Raw genomic sequence first — 14,464 nt, 5'->3', positions numbered from 1 at the left:
GTTGGGCGCCGGCCTTGGCTCCGACTGATTGAAGATGCTGATCGGGTAAGTCCGACCTGTGCGATCTACGTACAGGCAATTGTCGAATGTGGCAATATGCGTTTTTCGTGGCAATATGTGTTTTTATGCGGCGAGCGATATGGCGCTTGTGGCAATGCGAGGCGTCGCATATCAAGAAGCTGCAAGGGAGGCTTCGCGATGTGGCAAGAAGAGCGTCAACAGAAAATCCGTTCGCTGCTTGCGGCCTATGGCCAGGTATCGATCGACCGCATCGTCGATGATTTCGGCGTGTCGCGCGAAACGATCCGCCGCGACCTCATGGAAATGGAGATGGCAGGGGAGTTGCGTCGGGTGCGCGGCGGCGCTGTTCCGGTAACGCGGGAGGACACGACCTTCGGCGTGCGCATCACGCTGCGTCTGCAAGAGAAGCGTGCGATCTGCGCGGCCGCCCTCGGGTACCTCGAAAGCGGCCAGACCATCTTCATGGATGCGGGCTCGACCAGTTCGACGATGGCCGAGGCGCTCGCCGGCCCGAGCGGCCTCAGCAACCTCACCATCCTCACCAATTCCATCGACGTTGCCAGCCAACTGACGGAACGGGCCGGCGAGCTTTCGCGCGGCACGCGCGTCATTCTGCTCGCCGGAAACGTAAAGCAGGATCCGATGGAGACCTTCGGCGAGGCAACCATCAACGACATCCAGCGCTACCGCGCGGACATTGCGCTCCTTGCTCCCTGGGGTGTCGACGCCACGATGGGCGCGATGAACTATTTTCTCCATGGCGCCGAGATCGCCCGTGCCATGGTGCGCAATTCCGGCCGGACGATCATTCTCGCCGACCATTCCAAGGTGGGTGTCGTCAGCCGTTCGGTCTTCTGCGAGACCGGAGAGATGGCCCATCTCATCACCGATTCGAAAGCCCGTCAAAAGCCCGGCTTCGATGCGCTAGCGGCCGCTGTCGAAGGGCTTGTCGTCGCGGGCGAATAGGCCGCTTCTGATAGCGCGGAACCGGTCACGCCAACTGCAGGACCGAAAGGCGTTCGCACGAAACCGTGTCGCTCACCGGGAGGAATTCATATCTCACCCCGTCTCGGGTGGGAATCCGTGCTCGCAAACGATGTAAAGCGCTACGGCGTGCGGCTCGACGCACGCTCATCCATCGATTGCCGCAAGGTCGTCATCCTGGCCGTGGGCACCACCGGCACGGTGGTAGCGCTCCTCGCAGGCCTTTCTGTCGTGCGAAATGTCAACGGCAAGATCTCACATCGGACTTTGGTCTTGCGGGGCCGGTACCTACGTCGAAAACCTCGCTGAACCTAAGTCTGTGTCACGCCTTCCTAAAAAGCCCTACTATACGAGGGTTCGAAATCGACCATTCCGGACGGATCGAGCCAACCGCACTGAGGAGGGGGCAATGGACTACAGTGTCTTTTTTACCAACGCCCTGGAGGGACTGCGCCAGGAAGGGCGATATCGTGTCTTTGCCGATATCGAACGCATGGCCGGCGCTTTTCCGCATGCCAGACTCCACGAGGGAGATCGTGTTCGCGAGGTCATGGTCTGGTGTTCGAATGACTACCTCGGGATGGGCCAGCACGAGAAAGTCCGAAGCGCCATGCACCAGTCGCTGGACCTGTCCGGCGCCGGTGCCGGCGGAACGCGCAACATCGCAGGCACGAACCACGCGCATGTGTTGCTTGAGCGCGAACTGGCCGATCTACACCGCAAGGAAGCAGCATTGCTGTTCACATCAGGCTATGTCTCCAACTGGGCGGCGCTGTCGACGCTTGCGGCCAAGTTGCCGGGATGCGTCGTTCTGTCGGATGCAGGCAATCACGCCTCGATGATCGAGGGCATCCGCCACTCGCGCGCGGACTACCGGATTTTCAAACACAACAGCCCGGAAGATCTCGCCCGCTGCCTGGAACAGGTGGAGCCCGATCGGCCCAAGCTTGTCGCATTCGAATCCGTCTATTCGATGGATGGTGACATCGCCCCGATCAAGGAACTTTGCGACGTTGCCGACCGCTACAATGCCATGACCTACCTGGATGAAGTGCATGCGGTCGGGCTCTATGGTCGCCGTGGCGCCGGCGTCGCCGAACGCGACGGCGTCATGGATCGCCTGACCATCGTCCAGGGTACGCTTGGAAAGGCGTTCGGAGTGGTCGGAGGTTATATTGCCTCGACGGGGCCGATCGTCGATTTCGTGCGCTCCTTCGCCTCCGGCTTCATCTTCACGACCGCGCTGCCGCCGATGCTGGCAGCCGGTGCCCTAGCCTCCGTCCGGCATCTGAAGACCAGCCAGAGCGAGCGCAGGGCACAGCAGGACAGGGTGCGCATGCTGCGCGACAAGCTCGACGCCGCCGGCATCCCGCATATGCACAATCCAAGCCATATCGTTCCGGTCGTCGTTGGCGACGCGGCAAAGTGTCGGGCCGTTTCCGACCGGCTGCTCGATGGCTTCGATATCTACATTCAGCCGATCAATTACCCGACCGTGCCGCGCGGCACCGAGAGGCTGAGGATCACCCCGTCGCCGCTGCACAGTTACGAAGACATCGACTATCTCGTCGACGCGCTCGATGCGGTCTGGTCGCAGCATCACCTCGCCCGCACCCGGCCGATCGGACCGACGATGCCGCGCTGGCGCGTGGCAAACAGGCTGCCTCTGCCCGACCCCGCGCAATGCGAGGGCTGTCGAAAAGTGATGGCGCTGGTGCCCGCGACGGCGGCCGACGATGTTCCCGTCCACGAGATGCACTCATAGGGGCAAGAGGTGTCGTCATGATCCGCAGACGACCAACACATCTCGATACGTCGCCGCTGGACCGACAGCCAGGAACCGCGTCGGAAAAGAACCACAGGCGACGCAGAACGGTCGGTTCTGTCGCACTCATTGCCGTAGCTGCCCTGCTTGCGGCAGCCTACCCGATGGTTGTCGGCCATCTCTCCCCAACCGCAGGGACGGCAATGGCGGTCGCTACAGGATCGGCCGGTGCCACCTCTGGCGACGATGCCTCCGTGATGAGCGTGTCGGTCGTCAATGCGTCACCCGGCGACCTCACGACCACAAGCACTGTTTCCGGGTCGATCGTCGCCCGCGAGGACGTGCTCGTGGGGACGGAGAGCGATGGCGCCGGCATTCGGTCCATCCTGGCCGAGGAAGGCGATACGGTTCGAGAGGGCCAGGTCCTGGCCGTCCTGATGTCCGACCTGGGCGAGATCGCCCTGGCGATGAACGACGTCGAAATCGAGCGTGCCACCGCTCTGTTGATCCAAAGCGAGAGTACGATCGCGCTTGCGCAAACAAATCTCGATCTCGCTGGCAAGGCACTTGCCCGTGCCGACCCACTCTCGAAGTCCGGAGTAACGTCCCTGGATGTCCTCGAGCAACGCCAGGCCGATGTGCTTGTCGCCGAAGCCAAGCTTGCCACCGCGCAACAGGCAAAGAGGGTCGCCTTGGCCGAGCGCGCCATCGCGTTGGTCAAGCGCCGCGAACTGACTGCCCATCTCGAGCGAACGCGTATACGAGCGCCCGCGTCCGGCATCATCGTCGAGCGCTTCGCGCATGTGGGCGACATAGCCACGGGAAAGACGCCGCTGTTTCGCATCGCCCGGGACGGACTTTTCGAGCTCGAGGCGCTGGTTCCCATGCGCATGATGGATCGGATCCGGCCTGAAACGGCAGCCTCCATCTCCATCCCGGGGATCGAGGTACCCCTGGCCGGCACCGTCCGGCATCTATCGCCGCGGATCGAACCGACCACCAGAATGGCGCGTGTCCGCATAGCCCTTCCGCCGAACGTCATGGTTAGGCTCGGCGCCTTTGCGCGCGCGGAAATCCGCACGACGGAGCAGATGCAGATCGTCCTTCCACTCAGCGCCGTCCAGCCCACGGCCGATGGCAGCCAGGTGCAGCTGGTGGCCAACGGAACCGTCGAAACGCGCGCCGTCGTCACCGGCCGCAAGACCGCCGAGGCTGTCCAGATCGTCTCAGGGGTATCGTCCGGCGAGCAGGTCATCCTGCGGTCGGGCGGCCTGGTGCGCGCCGGCATGCGCGTCACGCCCGTTTTGCCCGCCGCCGTTATCGCCTCAAGCCGGTGAGGCATCCGATGGCCATCAACGTCTCGAAATGGTCGATCGAGCGTCCCGCCGTCGGCATTGCGCTGTTTCTCGTTTTGACGGTTATGGGGTGGCTGTCCCTGACCTCACTGCCGGTCAACCGCTTTCCGGAAATGGACTTTCCTGTCGTCACGATCATGCTGCGTCAGCAGGCGGCATCGCCGAGCGACCTGGAAATGCAGGTAGCGAAAAAGATCGAGGACGCCTTCGAGGACATCGAAGGTCTTGAGCGTCTGGACGCCACGATCAGTGGCGGCAGTGTCACGTTGAGTGCAGAATTCGCCACCCACATTTCGCCAGATGTCGCGCTGGATCGGGTACAGGCGGCGATGCGGACGGTCCGCAGCCAGTTGCCGGCAAATCTGGAGGAGCCTTCGATCGAGCTTTCCAACATACGGCGTATGGCCATCGCCACTTATGCTCTGCGCTCCGACCAGCTGTCGCTGCCCGCGATCTCCAGGCGCGCCGAAGAGCGCATTCGCCCCATCCTGGAAAAAGTGCCGGGCGTCGGCAGGATTGTCCGGGTTGGCGGCAGCGAGCGGGAGATCAGGGTCTGGCTGCAGCAAGATGAAATGATCGCCCGTGGCTTGGCGCCACAGGACGTCAGCCGGGCACTGCGTGCCGTCAGCGACAACCGGGCCTCCGGAACGACGGAGACCGACGGCTTCGACGAGCCGATCCGCACCGTCTCGGCACCTATGTCGGTGGAGGATCTCGACGCGCTTGCCGTCAGAACCGGCCCCGGATCCAGCAACCGGCTTTCCGACATTGCCAGGATCGAGGATGCCTGGAGCGAGCCTTCGGGTTTCGCGACGCTCGATGCCGATCCGATCGTCGCCTTGGCGATCTTTGCCGAAAAGCGGGCCAACGAGGTTGAGACATTCGAGCAGATAAGATCCGCAGTTCAGCATCTCGACGATGCCGAGACTGCGGTGCAGTTCACGCTGCTCGATGAAAACGCCAGCTACGTCAGCAACAATTTCACCGGCACGATGCGAACCATGGCCGAGGGCGCGCTGTGCACCATCGCAGCCGTCTTTCTGTTCCTGCGGGATCGGCGCGCGACGCTCATCGCTGCCATCGCTCTGCCGCTGGCGGTGATCCCGACCTTTCTCGCCATGGAAGTTCTCGGCTTCTCACTCAATCTCGTTTCCCTTTTGGGCCTGACGCTGGCGATCGGCCTTCTCGTCGATGACACGATAGTGGAGATCGAGAACGTGTCGCGTCACCGTGAAATGGGAAAGACGATCTGGCGCGCGGTCATCGATGCGACGGAGGAGATCGGCGGCTCGGTCATCGCGATATCGCTGACCGTTGTCGCGGTTTTCCTGCCGCTGGCGCTGATCGAAGGTCTGCCCGGTCGATACTTCCGGGAATTTGGACTGACCGTGGCCGTCGCGACGCTCCTTTCATTGCTGGTCGCACGAGTGATCACGCCCATGCTGGCGGTGGCATTGCTGAAGCCCGCGCCGCCGGGCAAGTCCAGCAATTCCGGAAGGAGGCTTGGATTTTACTCGCGACTGCTTCGGCTGTCGATCGGCCGGCAGAAAGTGTCGCTGGGAGAGCGAAGCATCCACATCGACATGACCCTCGTGACTTTGGCGCTCGGTCTGCTTTCCGTCGCGGCGCCGTTCCTGGCGGTACTGCCGACCTTGCCACGCGGCTTCATCCCGACGGAAGACGGGACCCGCCTGGCTTTCGCAATCGACATGGCCGACGGAGCCAGCACCTCGTCGATGATGCAAAAATCAGTCGAGATTGCACGCTCCCTGAAGAAGGACACGGATGTCCAGCACATCTACGCCTATCGCGGTGATCGCAATCTCGGTCCGCCGAACCAGCAGTCCTTCATCGTTCACCTGACGCTGACAGCACCGGCCGAACGCAACCGGACCCGCCAGCAGGTCGCCACCGATATCACCAGGCAACTGGCGGCGATTGCGGATATCCGCAGCAGCGAACTGGGGTTGACCGGCAGCCGCCAGTTCTCGCTGACGCTCCTCAGCGATGAGCCCGGCCGCCTGGAGCAGGCAAGCGACAGCCTGTCGTCGGCGATGGCTGAGATGCCTGACTTCCGAACAGTGACGTCGCTTCGCCCCTCCCTTCGCAGCGAGTTGCAGATCGTGCCCGACCGGGACCTCGTTTCGGAACTCGGCATCAGCCTCGACGCGCTATCGGACGCGGTGCGCGTGGCCACTGTCGGAGATATCAGCCGCGAGCTGGCCCACATCGATCTGCAGGGCCATCGGGTTCCGGTGCGGGTCCGGGTGGAGGCTGAAGATGACATCGACATTTCGCTGATAGAAGGCATGCCACTGAGGACTGCCGATGGCAACGTCGTGCCGCTGGCTGCAATCGCCGAGGTCGTGGCAGGTTCCGGCCCGGCCGAGATCATCCGGCGCGACGGGTTGCGGCGCATCGATATCACCGCCGATCTCAAAGGGGCTGTCTCGTCAGGCACCGCCCTGTCGGCGGTGACGGCGTGGATTGCAGACAACCCCTTGCCGGAGGGCGTCAGCCTGCAGCCTGCCGGCGAGACCCTGTCGATGCAGGACTTTTTTTCAAGCTTCCTTCGCGCAGTGCTCCTGGGGCTCGCCGCCGTGTTCGCGATCCTGCTGATCCTCTTCGGCAACCCGTTCCAGCCGCTGACAATCCTGTTGTCCCTGCCTCTCGCCCTGTCCGGCGGCATCCTGGCCCTCGCTCTCACCGGAAACGGCGTGACAATGCCGGTGCTGATCGGCGCATTGATGTTGATGGGCATTGTCGCGAAGAATGCGATCCTGATCGTCGATCTCTCTGGCCAGCTGATCAAGCAGGGCCACGCCCCCCGCGAGGCCGTGGTCACCGCCGCCGAACAGCGGGCGCGGCCGGTGATCATGACCACCGCGGCGATGATCGCCGGCATGGTACCCGTGTCGCTCGGTTTCGGCGACGGCGGAGCCTTCCGCGCGCCGATGGCGATCGTCGTCATCGGCGGACTGCTCGCCTCCACCGCCCTTTCGCTGCTTTTCGTCCCGGCGCTGTTCCTGCGCGTTCACGCGCTACAGGTCCTTGTCGCAAGACGCGTCGGCGCCGTGCTCCGCGCGCCCGAGGCGCACGCAGACAGCTGACCGCGGCGGCCGGGTCAACATCCCGCTCGCCCTCGGGCGCAAAGGGAGACGGATGCAAATCGGCAGCCATTGGCTATAGTCGCAGCGACAGGGTCATCAAATCCGCAGGATTTGCCGGCCCTGCTCATGCCAATCTCTTCGCTAAGTGGAAAACCGAAGAGGACGCCGATGCACAAGGGATTGACTGAGGCGAGCTACAGTGCCCGGATGATCCGGGTGATCGACCATGTCTATGCCCATCTGGAGGACGACATTTCGTTCGACCGATTGGCTGAAGTCGCCTGCCTTTCCCCCTATCACTGGAGCCGGATCTATTCGGCGATGCGTGGCGAAACCATCGTCGCGACCATTCGCAGGCTCCGGCTGCAACGCGCTGCCGACCGGCTCGCCAATTCGCAGGTCGATATCGCAACCGTTGCCGATCGCGCCGGATACGGCTCAACCGATACATTCGGACGAGCGTTCCGGAATGCCTTTGGCACAACGCCCGCTGCCTATCGCGAAAACGGCCAGCACGCAGCCTTCAGAAATGCCAACGCCGCCGACGACGCGACCGGGTTCCCGGTGAACATAGTCGATCTGCCCGAGCGACGCTGTGCGTCGATCGATCACCGGGGCTCCTACATGGAAATCGACCGGGCGATGGCGCGGCTCTTTGCCGAACTCGTGGCCCGCGGAGCATTGCCCGCGCAACAGGAGATGATCGGGGTTTTCTTCGATGATCCCGAGCTCGGGCCTGAGGAGGACCTGCGTTCTCGCGCCTGCATGCTGATTGCCGACTCCGTCGCGCTTGATGCGTCGTTGACAGAAACGGTCCTGCGCGGAGGCCCCTACGCCAGGCTGAGTTACACCGGCCCCTACGCGGCCATGCCTGGCGCCTATCGATGGCTTCTGGGCGTCTGGTTGCCCGGGTCAGGGCATGAACCGGACGATCAGCCGGTCTTCGAAGCCTATCTCAACGATCCGCGAATGGTTCCGCAAAGCGAATTGCGGACCGATATCCATCTGCCGCTGAAGAAACGCGTGCCATGACGAGCCCACCCGTTCCTGCCGATATCGCCGAGGTGCTGGTACAGCATAGCGCGACAGTGCGGACGCGCCTGCTGCAGGTTCGCGATCTCATCTTTGTCGTCGCCGCCGAGACAGAAGGCGTCGGGCCGCTGACGGAGGCACTCAAATGGGGAGAGCCAGCCTACCTCACGGAAGCAAGCAAAAGCGGAACGACGATCCGGTTGGGCGTTGTCAAATCAGCACCGGCACATTGCGCGGTGTTCTTCAATTGCAAGACGACGCTGGTCGATACCTTCCGCGTTCACTTCGGGAGCGAATTTGCCTTTGAGAGCAACCGTGCCCTCCTCATCCCCGCCACAGGCGACCTTCCCGCAGAACCGCTTGCCCACTGTCTGAGGGCGGCGCTGACATATCATCAGCGCAGCAGGAGGCAGCCGGTGGCCTGGGCCAATATGCCGACACGCCAGTGAAGTCTGTAAGTGCTTCAATTCATGCCATGACGGCTCGCGTCTGGCTTCAACGCCCTATCTGGTGGATTAGAGGCGCGCGCGATACCGAAGCAGCTTCTCGCGCGCCGTCCATTGCCTCGCTCAAACGATGAAGCGAATAGCGCGCTGGATTTCGAAGAAGTCCTTCGCCTCGAAGCGCAGCGTGCGCGCCGCGATATGCTCGACACCTGGGTACCAGCTGCCGCGATAGGCCTCGATTGGTGTCGTGTACTCGACCACCAGCTCGAAACTGTCGGCGAGCTTAGGCAGGCAGGCCTTCAGATCGCCCGAAAGCGCCTTCTCCACGCCCTCGCGAATAGAGGCAACCGCAGCCTTCGGCGTCAGCGACCGGGTCGCGGGACCGAACCCTTCGCTTGTCGCTACAGTGCCGATACCCGGAGCAATCGCCTTGGCCTCGGCGCACATGCCGGCATCGCCCGAAAGAAACGCCGAAGGCACGCCATAGCGCGCGGCGCAAAGCGCGTTCAGCGTGAATTCCGACGCCACTTCGCCATTGATCAGGAGCCGCGACACCGTGCCGGTCAGCGTGTGGGCGAGCGGATTGGTGTCGGTCCCGGCCTTGTTGTGATAGCCGGTGTAAAGCGCTGCCGAGAAACTCTTGTCGATGCCGAACATCATCAGATCGGGATGGCCGCTCCAGCCTCTGATGATGCTGACATAGGCCGGCAGTTTCGACAGGATAAGGTTGCGGGCGGTCGAGTGGGCGTCCTTGACCACGATCTCCTTGGCACCGGCGGCCTTCGCGCCTTCGCAGGCGGCCACCAGCTCGTCGGTCATGTATTCGCGGAATTCCTCGTATTCCGGGTGGCCCTTCTTGGCCTCGTCCCAGGCGGTAATGCCCGCCGTGCCTTCGATATCAGCGCTGATGAAAACCTTCATGATCGTTCTCTCATCTCTCAAATAAGCTCGGCCATCGACTGCAGCAGCCGATCGATCTGAGCCGGGGAATGTTCGGAAAACACCGCGAGCCGCAGGCTCGGCACATCGGGCGCGTCGGAATAGCCGCCCGCCTGCTGCACCCGGACGATGATGTCGCGTTCGGCAAGGCGGTCGCGCAGTTGCTCGAGATCGGTCACGCCCTTGACGGTGACGATCGGCACCGGTGTGTCGGCGACCTCGAAGCCAAGCGTCCGCAGACCGCTGCGCACATGCCTGATGTTGCGCGTGAGGTTTGCGCGCTTTTCCGGCGTCGTTTGCAGCACCCGCAACGATGCGGCGGCCGCCGCGGCAAGGCCCGGCGGCGCCGGCGAGGCGCCGCGCATGATCATCGCGTTGCGGGCGATCTTTTCGGCAAGGGCGACATCGCCGGGAACCACCCCGCCGAGTGCCCCGAACGCCTTGCTCATGGTGCCGGCCAGATAATTGCCCTCGCCTTCGAGCCCGGCATGCTGCAGCGAACCGCGGCCTGTCTCGCCGAGAACGCCGACGCCATGGGAATCGTCGATGCACAGAAGCGCCCCTTCATAGGAGGCCATTGCCCGGCGATAGTCGGCAAGCGGTGCAAGCGTCCCGGAGGACGGGAAAACGCCATCTGTCAGAACCGCAGGCCGCTCGCCTGCCTTCACATGCAATGACAGCTGCGTTGCGAGGTCATTGGGATCGGCATGGCGAAACTCGTGGATCCGCTTGCCGAGCGTTGGGATGGCGTCCCGCGTGCTGTAATGCGTGGCGGAATCCATCAGGATCACGTCGAAATCGTCACGCAGCCCCTGCAGCAGCACCATCGGGCTGGTGTAGCCGGAGATCATGTAGACGACCTCCTCCGTGCCGAACCAGTCGCGCAGCCGCTCCTGCAGGTCGGCATAGACCTGCATATGGGCAAGCGTGCCCGGCCCCAGGCCGTACTGTCGCGTGGCATCGCAAGCCGCCTCGATCACCTCGGGGTGGCCATGCAGGCAGAAGTAGGACGTACCGCAGTAGTAGTCGACCTCGCGCCCGCCGATGAACATGCGGGCGCCCAGGGGTGACTCCATCCTGATCGGGGCAGCCACGGTCCGGCTCACGCCGCTTCCGCCTGGGACGAACCGCGCCGCTCCAGGAACATCGGCCCGACGCGGATGCCGCGCTTGCCGCTGTCGTCGACGGCATCGAGTTCGAGGATCTCGTCTTCATAAAGCCGCCCATGCATGCGGAAGCGGCCTTCTTCGACCGGCTCGCAGGTGTGCGTGCAGAAGTACTCGATCAGGCATTTTAGCCCGCCATGGCTGTAGGTCAGGTAGGTGATGTTGAAATCCGGCCCGTATTCGCCGAGATGCGGCGCGATCGCGTCGGGCACGGTCTCGTCATCGGGCGCCTCGATGCGGGTCCAGGTCGCATCCTTCCATGCAAGCTTGCCGGCTTCCGGGAAGGAGAGGTTCATGTGGGCGTAGTCGGCGCCGCGCCCGTAGATGCGGCCGTCGATGACGAAATCGTTGCCGGCGACCGGCCGGATCCTGTGTGGTACGCCCTCGCCCATCAGATAGATCTTGCCGTCCGTCGACTTGACCTCGACAACTTCCTGCGTGGCGTCGTCTCGGTAATAGCCGGGAAGCGTTTTGAACTGCGCTTCGGAAATCTCGGGCGGACGCTGGACGCGTTCGGGCATTTTGCCCATCTTGCGTTCGGCAAGGACAATGCGCACACCGTCGACGCCGAGGCGCGAGGCGATCTGGTTGGCAAAATCAAGAGTCGCAAAGATCAGCACGCCGACGCCGGCGGCCGGCAGCAGCATCATCTGCGAAGCGTAACCATAGACGGCACCGCCATGGCCGACGGAAGTCCAGCCGTCGACGTCACCGGAGCCGAAGCACAGGCCGTAGCCGTTGAGCGTCTTGTCGTGGCCGGCCGGACGCTTGCCGAACGGCGTCCACATTTCGCGCAGCGACGCCGGCGAGATGATGGAATTGCCCTCGGCGTCGAAGCCGCCACGCAGCAGGCACTGGGCGTAGCGCGCCATGTCGCCTGTGGTCGAGAAGATGTTGCCGGCCGGCGAACCGCCGAGGCTGAACACCGGCGCCGGCGTATCGCCGTCAAGCGTCCACATGTCGGCAGGTGCCAACCGCTCGCGGATGCCGGGCGCCATGCCGCAGGACGAGCTGTCCATGCCGAGTGGCTTCAGGATGTTGGCGGCGACATAGTCGGAATAGCTCTGGCCAGTCACCGTCTCGATCACCCGGCCGACGACGGCGATGCCGGCGTTGGAATAGTGCATTACCCCGAGGCTCGGATCCTGCTTCAGAACGGAGCTTGCCAGTTCGTTGACCGTATCTTCGAGCGGCGGCCGGGTGGCGTCGAGATAATGGCCGCTCTTCGGCTCGCGCACGATGCCCGCCGTATGGGTCATGAGCTTGCGCAGGCTGATGACCGAGCCGTAAGGCCCGCCCTCGGCACCGGCGAACGGGTTCTCCGGCTTGAAGCCGGGCAGATAGGTCGAGACGTCGACGTCGATATCGACAAGGCCCTTCTCGACCAGTTGCATGATCGCCAGCGACGTGAAGGTCTTGGTGATCGAGCCGATGCGGAAGCAGGTGTCCTTGCCCATGTCGAAATGGCGGTCGTGACGCTGGACATGGCCTTCGGCAAGCACGCCGTCGCGGTCGACGAGGGCGTAGGAGATCGACGGGATCGCCTTGTCTTCGACCTCATAGCGGATCAGATCCTCGAATAGTTCGATCGAGGCGGCAGACAGAGAGGACATCGGGAATGCTCCTTGAACCTTAAACGGATTGGGTCTTGAAGGGATTGGGTCTCAATGGGTGTGGCGGGGGTCGAGCATGTCGCGCAGGGCGTCACCGACAAGGTTCCACGACAGCACGAACAGGAAGACGGCAGCGCCTGGGAAAGCCAGCGTGTACCAGAACTGGAAGGGATTGCCGGGCTGGCCGACGATCCAGTTGCGCGAGTAGGCGATGAACTGGCCCCAGTCGGCATAGCCTTCTTCGGTGCCGACGCCGAGGAAGCTGAGCGCCGAGGCCGACAGCACCATGGAGCCGGTCGCCATCGTCGCCAGCACCAGCACCGGGAACATGGCGTTGGGCAGGATATGCAGCACGATCAGCCTGAGGTCGCTGGCGCCGTAACTGCGGGCCGCGTGGATATAGTCCATCTCGCGGATCCTCAGGATCTCGCTTCTGACGATGCGGGCATAACTCATCCAGCCGAATGTGGTGAGCGCGATGGTGATCGGAACGATGCCCTTGCCGAGCAGCGCTGTCAGCACCATGGCCGCGATCAGGAACGGCACCGCCATGAATACGTCGACGATGCGCATCAGCACCTCCTCGATGACACCGCCGTAGTATGCGGCGACCGCGCCGACGAAGGTCCCGATCAGGACGGAGATCGCCACGACCCCGAGCCCGATCTTGAACGCGGTGCGCGTGCCCCAGACGACGCCGTAGAAGATGTCGTACTGGCCCTGCGTGGTGCCGAAGACAGCCTCCGGTGAAGGCGGTTGCGGCGTTGCCAGGAAGCCGGCACGCGGCGTGTCGTAGGGCGAAAGCTGGAAGCTTTGCGGCGGCGCCAGCACCGGCGCGAAGACGGCGATGAGCACGAAGGCGGTAAGGATCACGACGCCGAACAGCGACACCGGATTTCTTGCGAGGTAACGAAGAAACTTCATTGCGTCTTCACCCTCGGATCGAGCAACGGATAGATGAGGTCGACGATCAGATTCATGACCACCAGAACGACCGCGAAATAGAGGCCGAAGCCAAGCACTGCCGGGAAGTCGAGATTGGCGGCGGTCTTGGCGGCGAATTGGCCGAGCCCGGCATAGTCGAAGATGGTCTCGGTGATGACGACACCCCCCATCATGACGGCGAGCTCCATGCCGGCGATGGTCGCAAGCGGAAGCAGCGCGTTGCGCCGGGCATGACGCAGCTCGACCACGCGGCGCGGCAGACCCTTGGCCCGGGCGGTACGGACATAATCCTGGCGCAGGGTTTCCAGCATCGAGGTGCGCATCACCCGTGTCATGCTGGCGACGTTGACATAGGTCAGCGTGATGACGGGTGCGGCAAGATGGCGAAGTGCATCGCCGAAGACCGCAAGATTGCCGTTCAGCAGCGCGTCGATGGTGTTGGCGCCGGTATAGCGCACGAAGTCGCTGGAGCTGACCACGGTCTGCGCCCACTGGCTGAGCCGGCCAGGCGGGAACCAGTCGAGCGCCGAATAGAAGATCAGCAGCATCAACAGGCCGAAGACATAGACCGGGAAAGACCAGCCGAGAATGGTGAAGATGCGGATGACGTGGTCGGGCCAGCGGTTGAGATAGATGCCGGCGCGCGATCCCAGGAACACAGCCAGAAGCAGGCAGGGGACGAAGGCCAGCACTACCAGTTCCAGCGTTGCTGGAAAGAGCGACATCAACGCCGTCGACACCGGCTGGCGGGCCGTCTCCGACCAGCCGAGATTGCCGGTCAGGATACCGCCGATCCAGCGGCCATACTGGATATAGAAGGGATCGTTCAGCCCATACTGCTCGATCATCCGGCGGATGCTTTCCTGGCCGCCCTTGAGATAGTCAGGCGACGGCGCATAGGCCGCCAGTCTCTGGGTGGGCGAAAGCGACATCTGCAGCGCGAAGATCATCAACGACAGGGCGAAGAGAACGATCGGCAGCATCATCAGTCGTCTGAGTGCATAGTTCAGCACGGTTCACACGTTCCGATTTCAGGGAAAATGAAACAGGCGCATGTCGGGCGGGTTCGCCGCCCGACATGCGCTCGC

At 63.2% G+C, this 14,464-nt stretch carries 11 protein-coding genes; 6 read left to right on the top strand and 5 right to left on the bottom strand.

Annotated elements, in window-relative coordinates:
- Positions 1-198: 198 nt before the first annotated feature.
- From AC1Q80_RS21040 to AC1Q80_RS21015, 6 genes are all read left to right on the top strand, one after another.
- Positions 199-987 (top strand): DeoR/GlpR family DNA-binding transcription regulator, encoded by a 789-nt coding sequence (locus AC1Q80_RS21040; protein ID WP_492361698.1) that lies wholly within the window; start codon positions 199-201, stop codon positions 985-987.
- 427 nt (positions 988-1,414) lie between these two features.
- A complete protein-coding gene (hemA, locus tag AC1Q80_RS21035) occupies positions 1,415-2,770 on the top strand; it encodes a 5-aminolevulinate synthase (RefSeq protein WP_492361697.1) in 1,356 nt (451 codons plus the stop codon).
- 17 nt (positions 2,771-2,787) lie between these two features.
- A complete protein-coding gene (locus AC1Q80_RS21030; RefSeq protein WP_492361696.1) occupies positions 2,788-4,107 on the top strand; it encodes an efflux RND transporter periplasmic adaptor subunit in 1,320 nt (439 codons plus the stop codon).
- Between the two features lie 8 nt (positions 4,108-4,115).
- On the top strand, positions 4,116-7,235 hold the full coding sequence (locus AC1Q80_RS21025) for an efflux RND transporter permease subunit (RefSeq protein WP_492361695.1): 3,120 nt from the start codon (positions 4,116-4,118) through the stop codon (positions 7,233-7,235).
- A 168-nt stretch (positions 7,236-7,403) separates the two neighbouring features.
- Positions 7,404-8,267 carry an AraC family transcriptional regulator gene (locus tag AC1Q80_RS21020; RefSeq protein ID WP_492361694.1) on the top strand — a complete coding sequence of 288 codons (864 nt, stop codon included), beginning with the start codon at positions 7,404-7,406 and terminating at the stop codon, positions 8,265-8,267.
- Complete coding sequence (locus tag AC1Q80_RS21015) at positions 8,264-8,716, top strand: DUF1801 domain-containing protein (RefSeq protein WP_492361693.1); 453 nt, start codon at positions 8,264-8,266, stop codon at positions 8,714-8,716. The genes AC1Q80_RS21020 and AC1Q80_RS21015 overlap by 4 nt, the downstream gene beginning before the upstream one ends.
- 120 nt (positions 8,717-8,836) lie before the next feature.
- Here the strand turns inward: AC1Q80_RS21015 and AC1Q80_RS21010 are convergent, their stop codons facing one another.
- From AC1Q80_RS21010 to AC1Q80_RS20990, 5 genes are read right to left on the bottom strand one after another with little or no spacing between them, the layout of a single operon-like run.
- Positions 8,837-9,634: a M55 family metallopeptidase gene (locus AC1Q80_RS21010; protein ID WP_492361692.1), complete on the bottom strand. Its 798-nt coding sequence runs from the start codon at positions 9,632-9,634 to the stop codon at positions 8,837-8,839.
- A gap of 17 nt (positions 9,635-9,651) precedes the next feature.
- Entirely contained in the window at positions 9,652-10,758 is a 1,107-nt protein-coding gene (locus AC1Q80_RS21005; RefSeq protein ID WP_492361691.1) for an aminotransferase class I/II-fold pyridoxal phosphate-dependent enzyme, read from the bottom strand.
- The gene (locus AC1Q80_RS21000) at positions 10,755-12,431 is read right to left on the bottom strand and encodes a serine hydrolase domain-containing protein (RefSeq protein ID WP_492361690.1); all 1,677 of its coding nucleotides are present in this window, start codon (positions 12,429-12,431) and stop codon (positions 10,755-10,757) included. Before AC1Q80_RS21000 ends, AC1Q80_RS21005 begins: the two co-directional genes overlap by 4 nt.
- A gap of 51 nt (positions 12,432-12,482) precedes the next feature.
- Positions 12,483-13,355 carry an ABC transporter permease gene (locus AC1Q80_RS20995; protein WP_492361689.1) on the bottom strand — a complete coding sequence of 291 codons (873 nt, stop codon included), beginning with the start codon at positions 13,353-13,355 and terminating at the stop codon, positions 12,483-12,485.
- Positions 13,352-14,389 carry an ABC transporter permease gene (locus AC1Q80_RS20990; protein ID WP_492361688.1) on the bottom strand — a complete coding sequence of 346 codons (1,038 nt, stop codon included), beginning with the start codon at positions 14,387-14,389 and terminating at the stop codon, positions 13,352-13,354. Before AC1Q80_RS20990 ends, AC1Q80_RS20995 begins: the two co-directional genes overlap by 4 nt.
- Between the last annotated feature and the right edge of the window lie 75 nt (positions 14,390-14,464).

It is taken from the genome of Ensifer sp. GW823-FHT05D09 (assembly GCF_058795755.1).
The sequence above is the reverse complement of the archived record's forward strand: the minus strand, read 5'-3'. Positions and strand labels throughout refer to the sequence as shown.

What these genes read in the sequence shown, in the direction of transcription:
- AC1Q80_RS21015 (WP_492361693.1), top strand. Translation starts at nt 8,264, where the DNA reads ATGACGAGCCCACCCGTTCCTGCCGATATCGCCGAGGTGCTGGTACAG.
- AC1Q80_RS21020 (WP_492361694.1), top strand. Translation starts at nt 7,404, where the DNA reads ATGCACAAGGGATTGACTGAGGCGAGCTACAGTGCCCGGATGATCCGG.
- AC1Q80_RS21025 (WP_492361695.1), top strand. Translation starts at nt 4,116, where the DNA reads ATGGCCATCAACGTCTCGAAATGGTCGATCGAGCGTCCCGCCGTCGGC.
- AC1Q80_RS20995 (WP_492361689.1), bottom strand. Translation starts at nt 13,355, where the DNA reads ATGAAGTTTCTTCGTTACCTCGCAAGAAATCCGGTGTCGCTGTTCGGC.
- AC1Q80_RS21000 (WP_492361690.1), bottom strand. Translation starts at nt 12,431, where the DNA reads ATGTCCTCTCTGTCTGCCGCCTCGATCGAACTATTCGAGGATCTGATC.
- AC1Q80_RS21030 (WP_492361696.1), top strand. Translation starts at nt 2,788, where the DNA reads ATGATCCGCAGACGACCAACACATCTCGATACGTCGCCGCTGGACCGA.
- AC1Q80_RS21040 (WP_492361698.1), top strand. Translation starts at nt 199, where the DNA reads ATGTGGCAAGAAGAGCGTCAACAGAAAATCCGTTCGCTGCTTGCGGCC.
- hemA (WP_492361697.1), top strand. Translation starts at nt 1,415, where the DNA reads ATGGACTACAGTGTCTTTTTTACCAACGCCCTGGAGGGACTGCGCCAG.
- AC1Q80_RS21010 (WP_492361692.1), bottom strand. Translation starts at nt 9,634, where the DNA reads ATGAAGGTTTTCATCAGCGCTGATATCGAAGGCACGGCGGGCATTACC.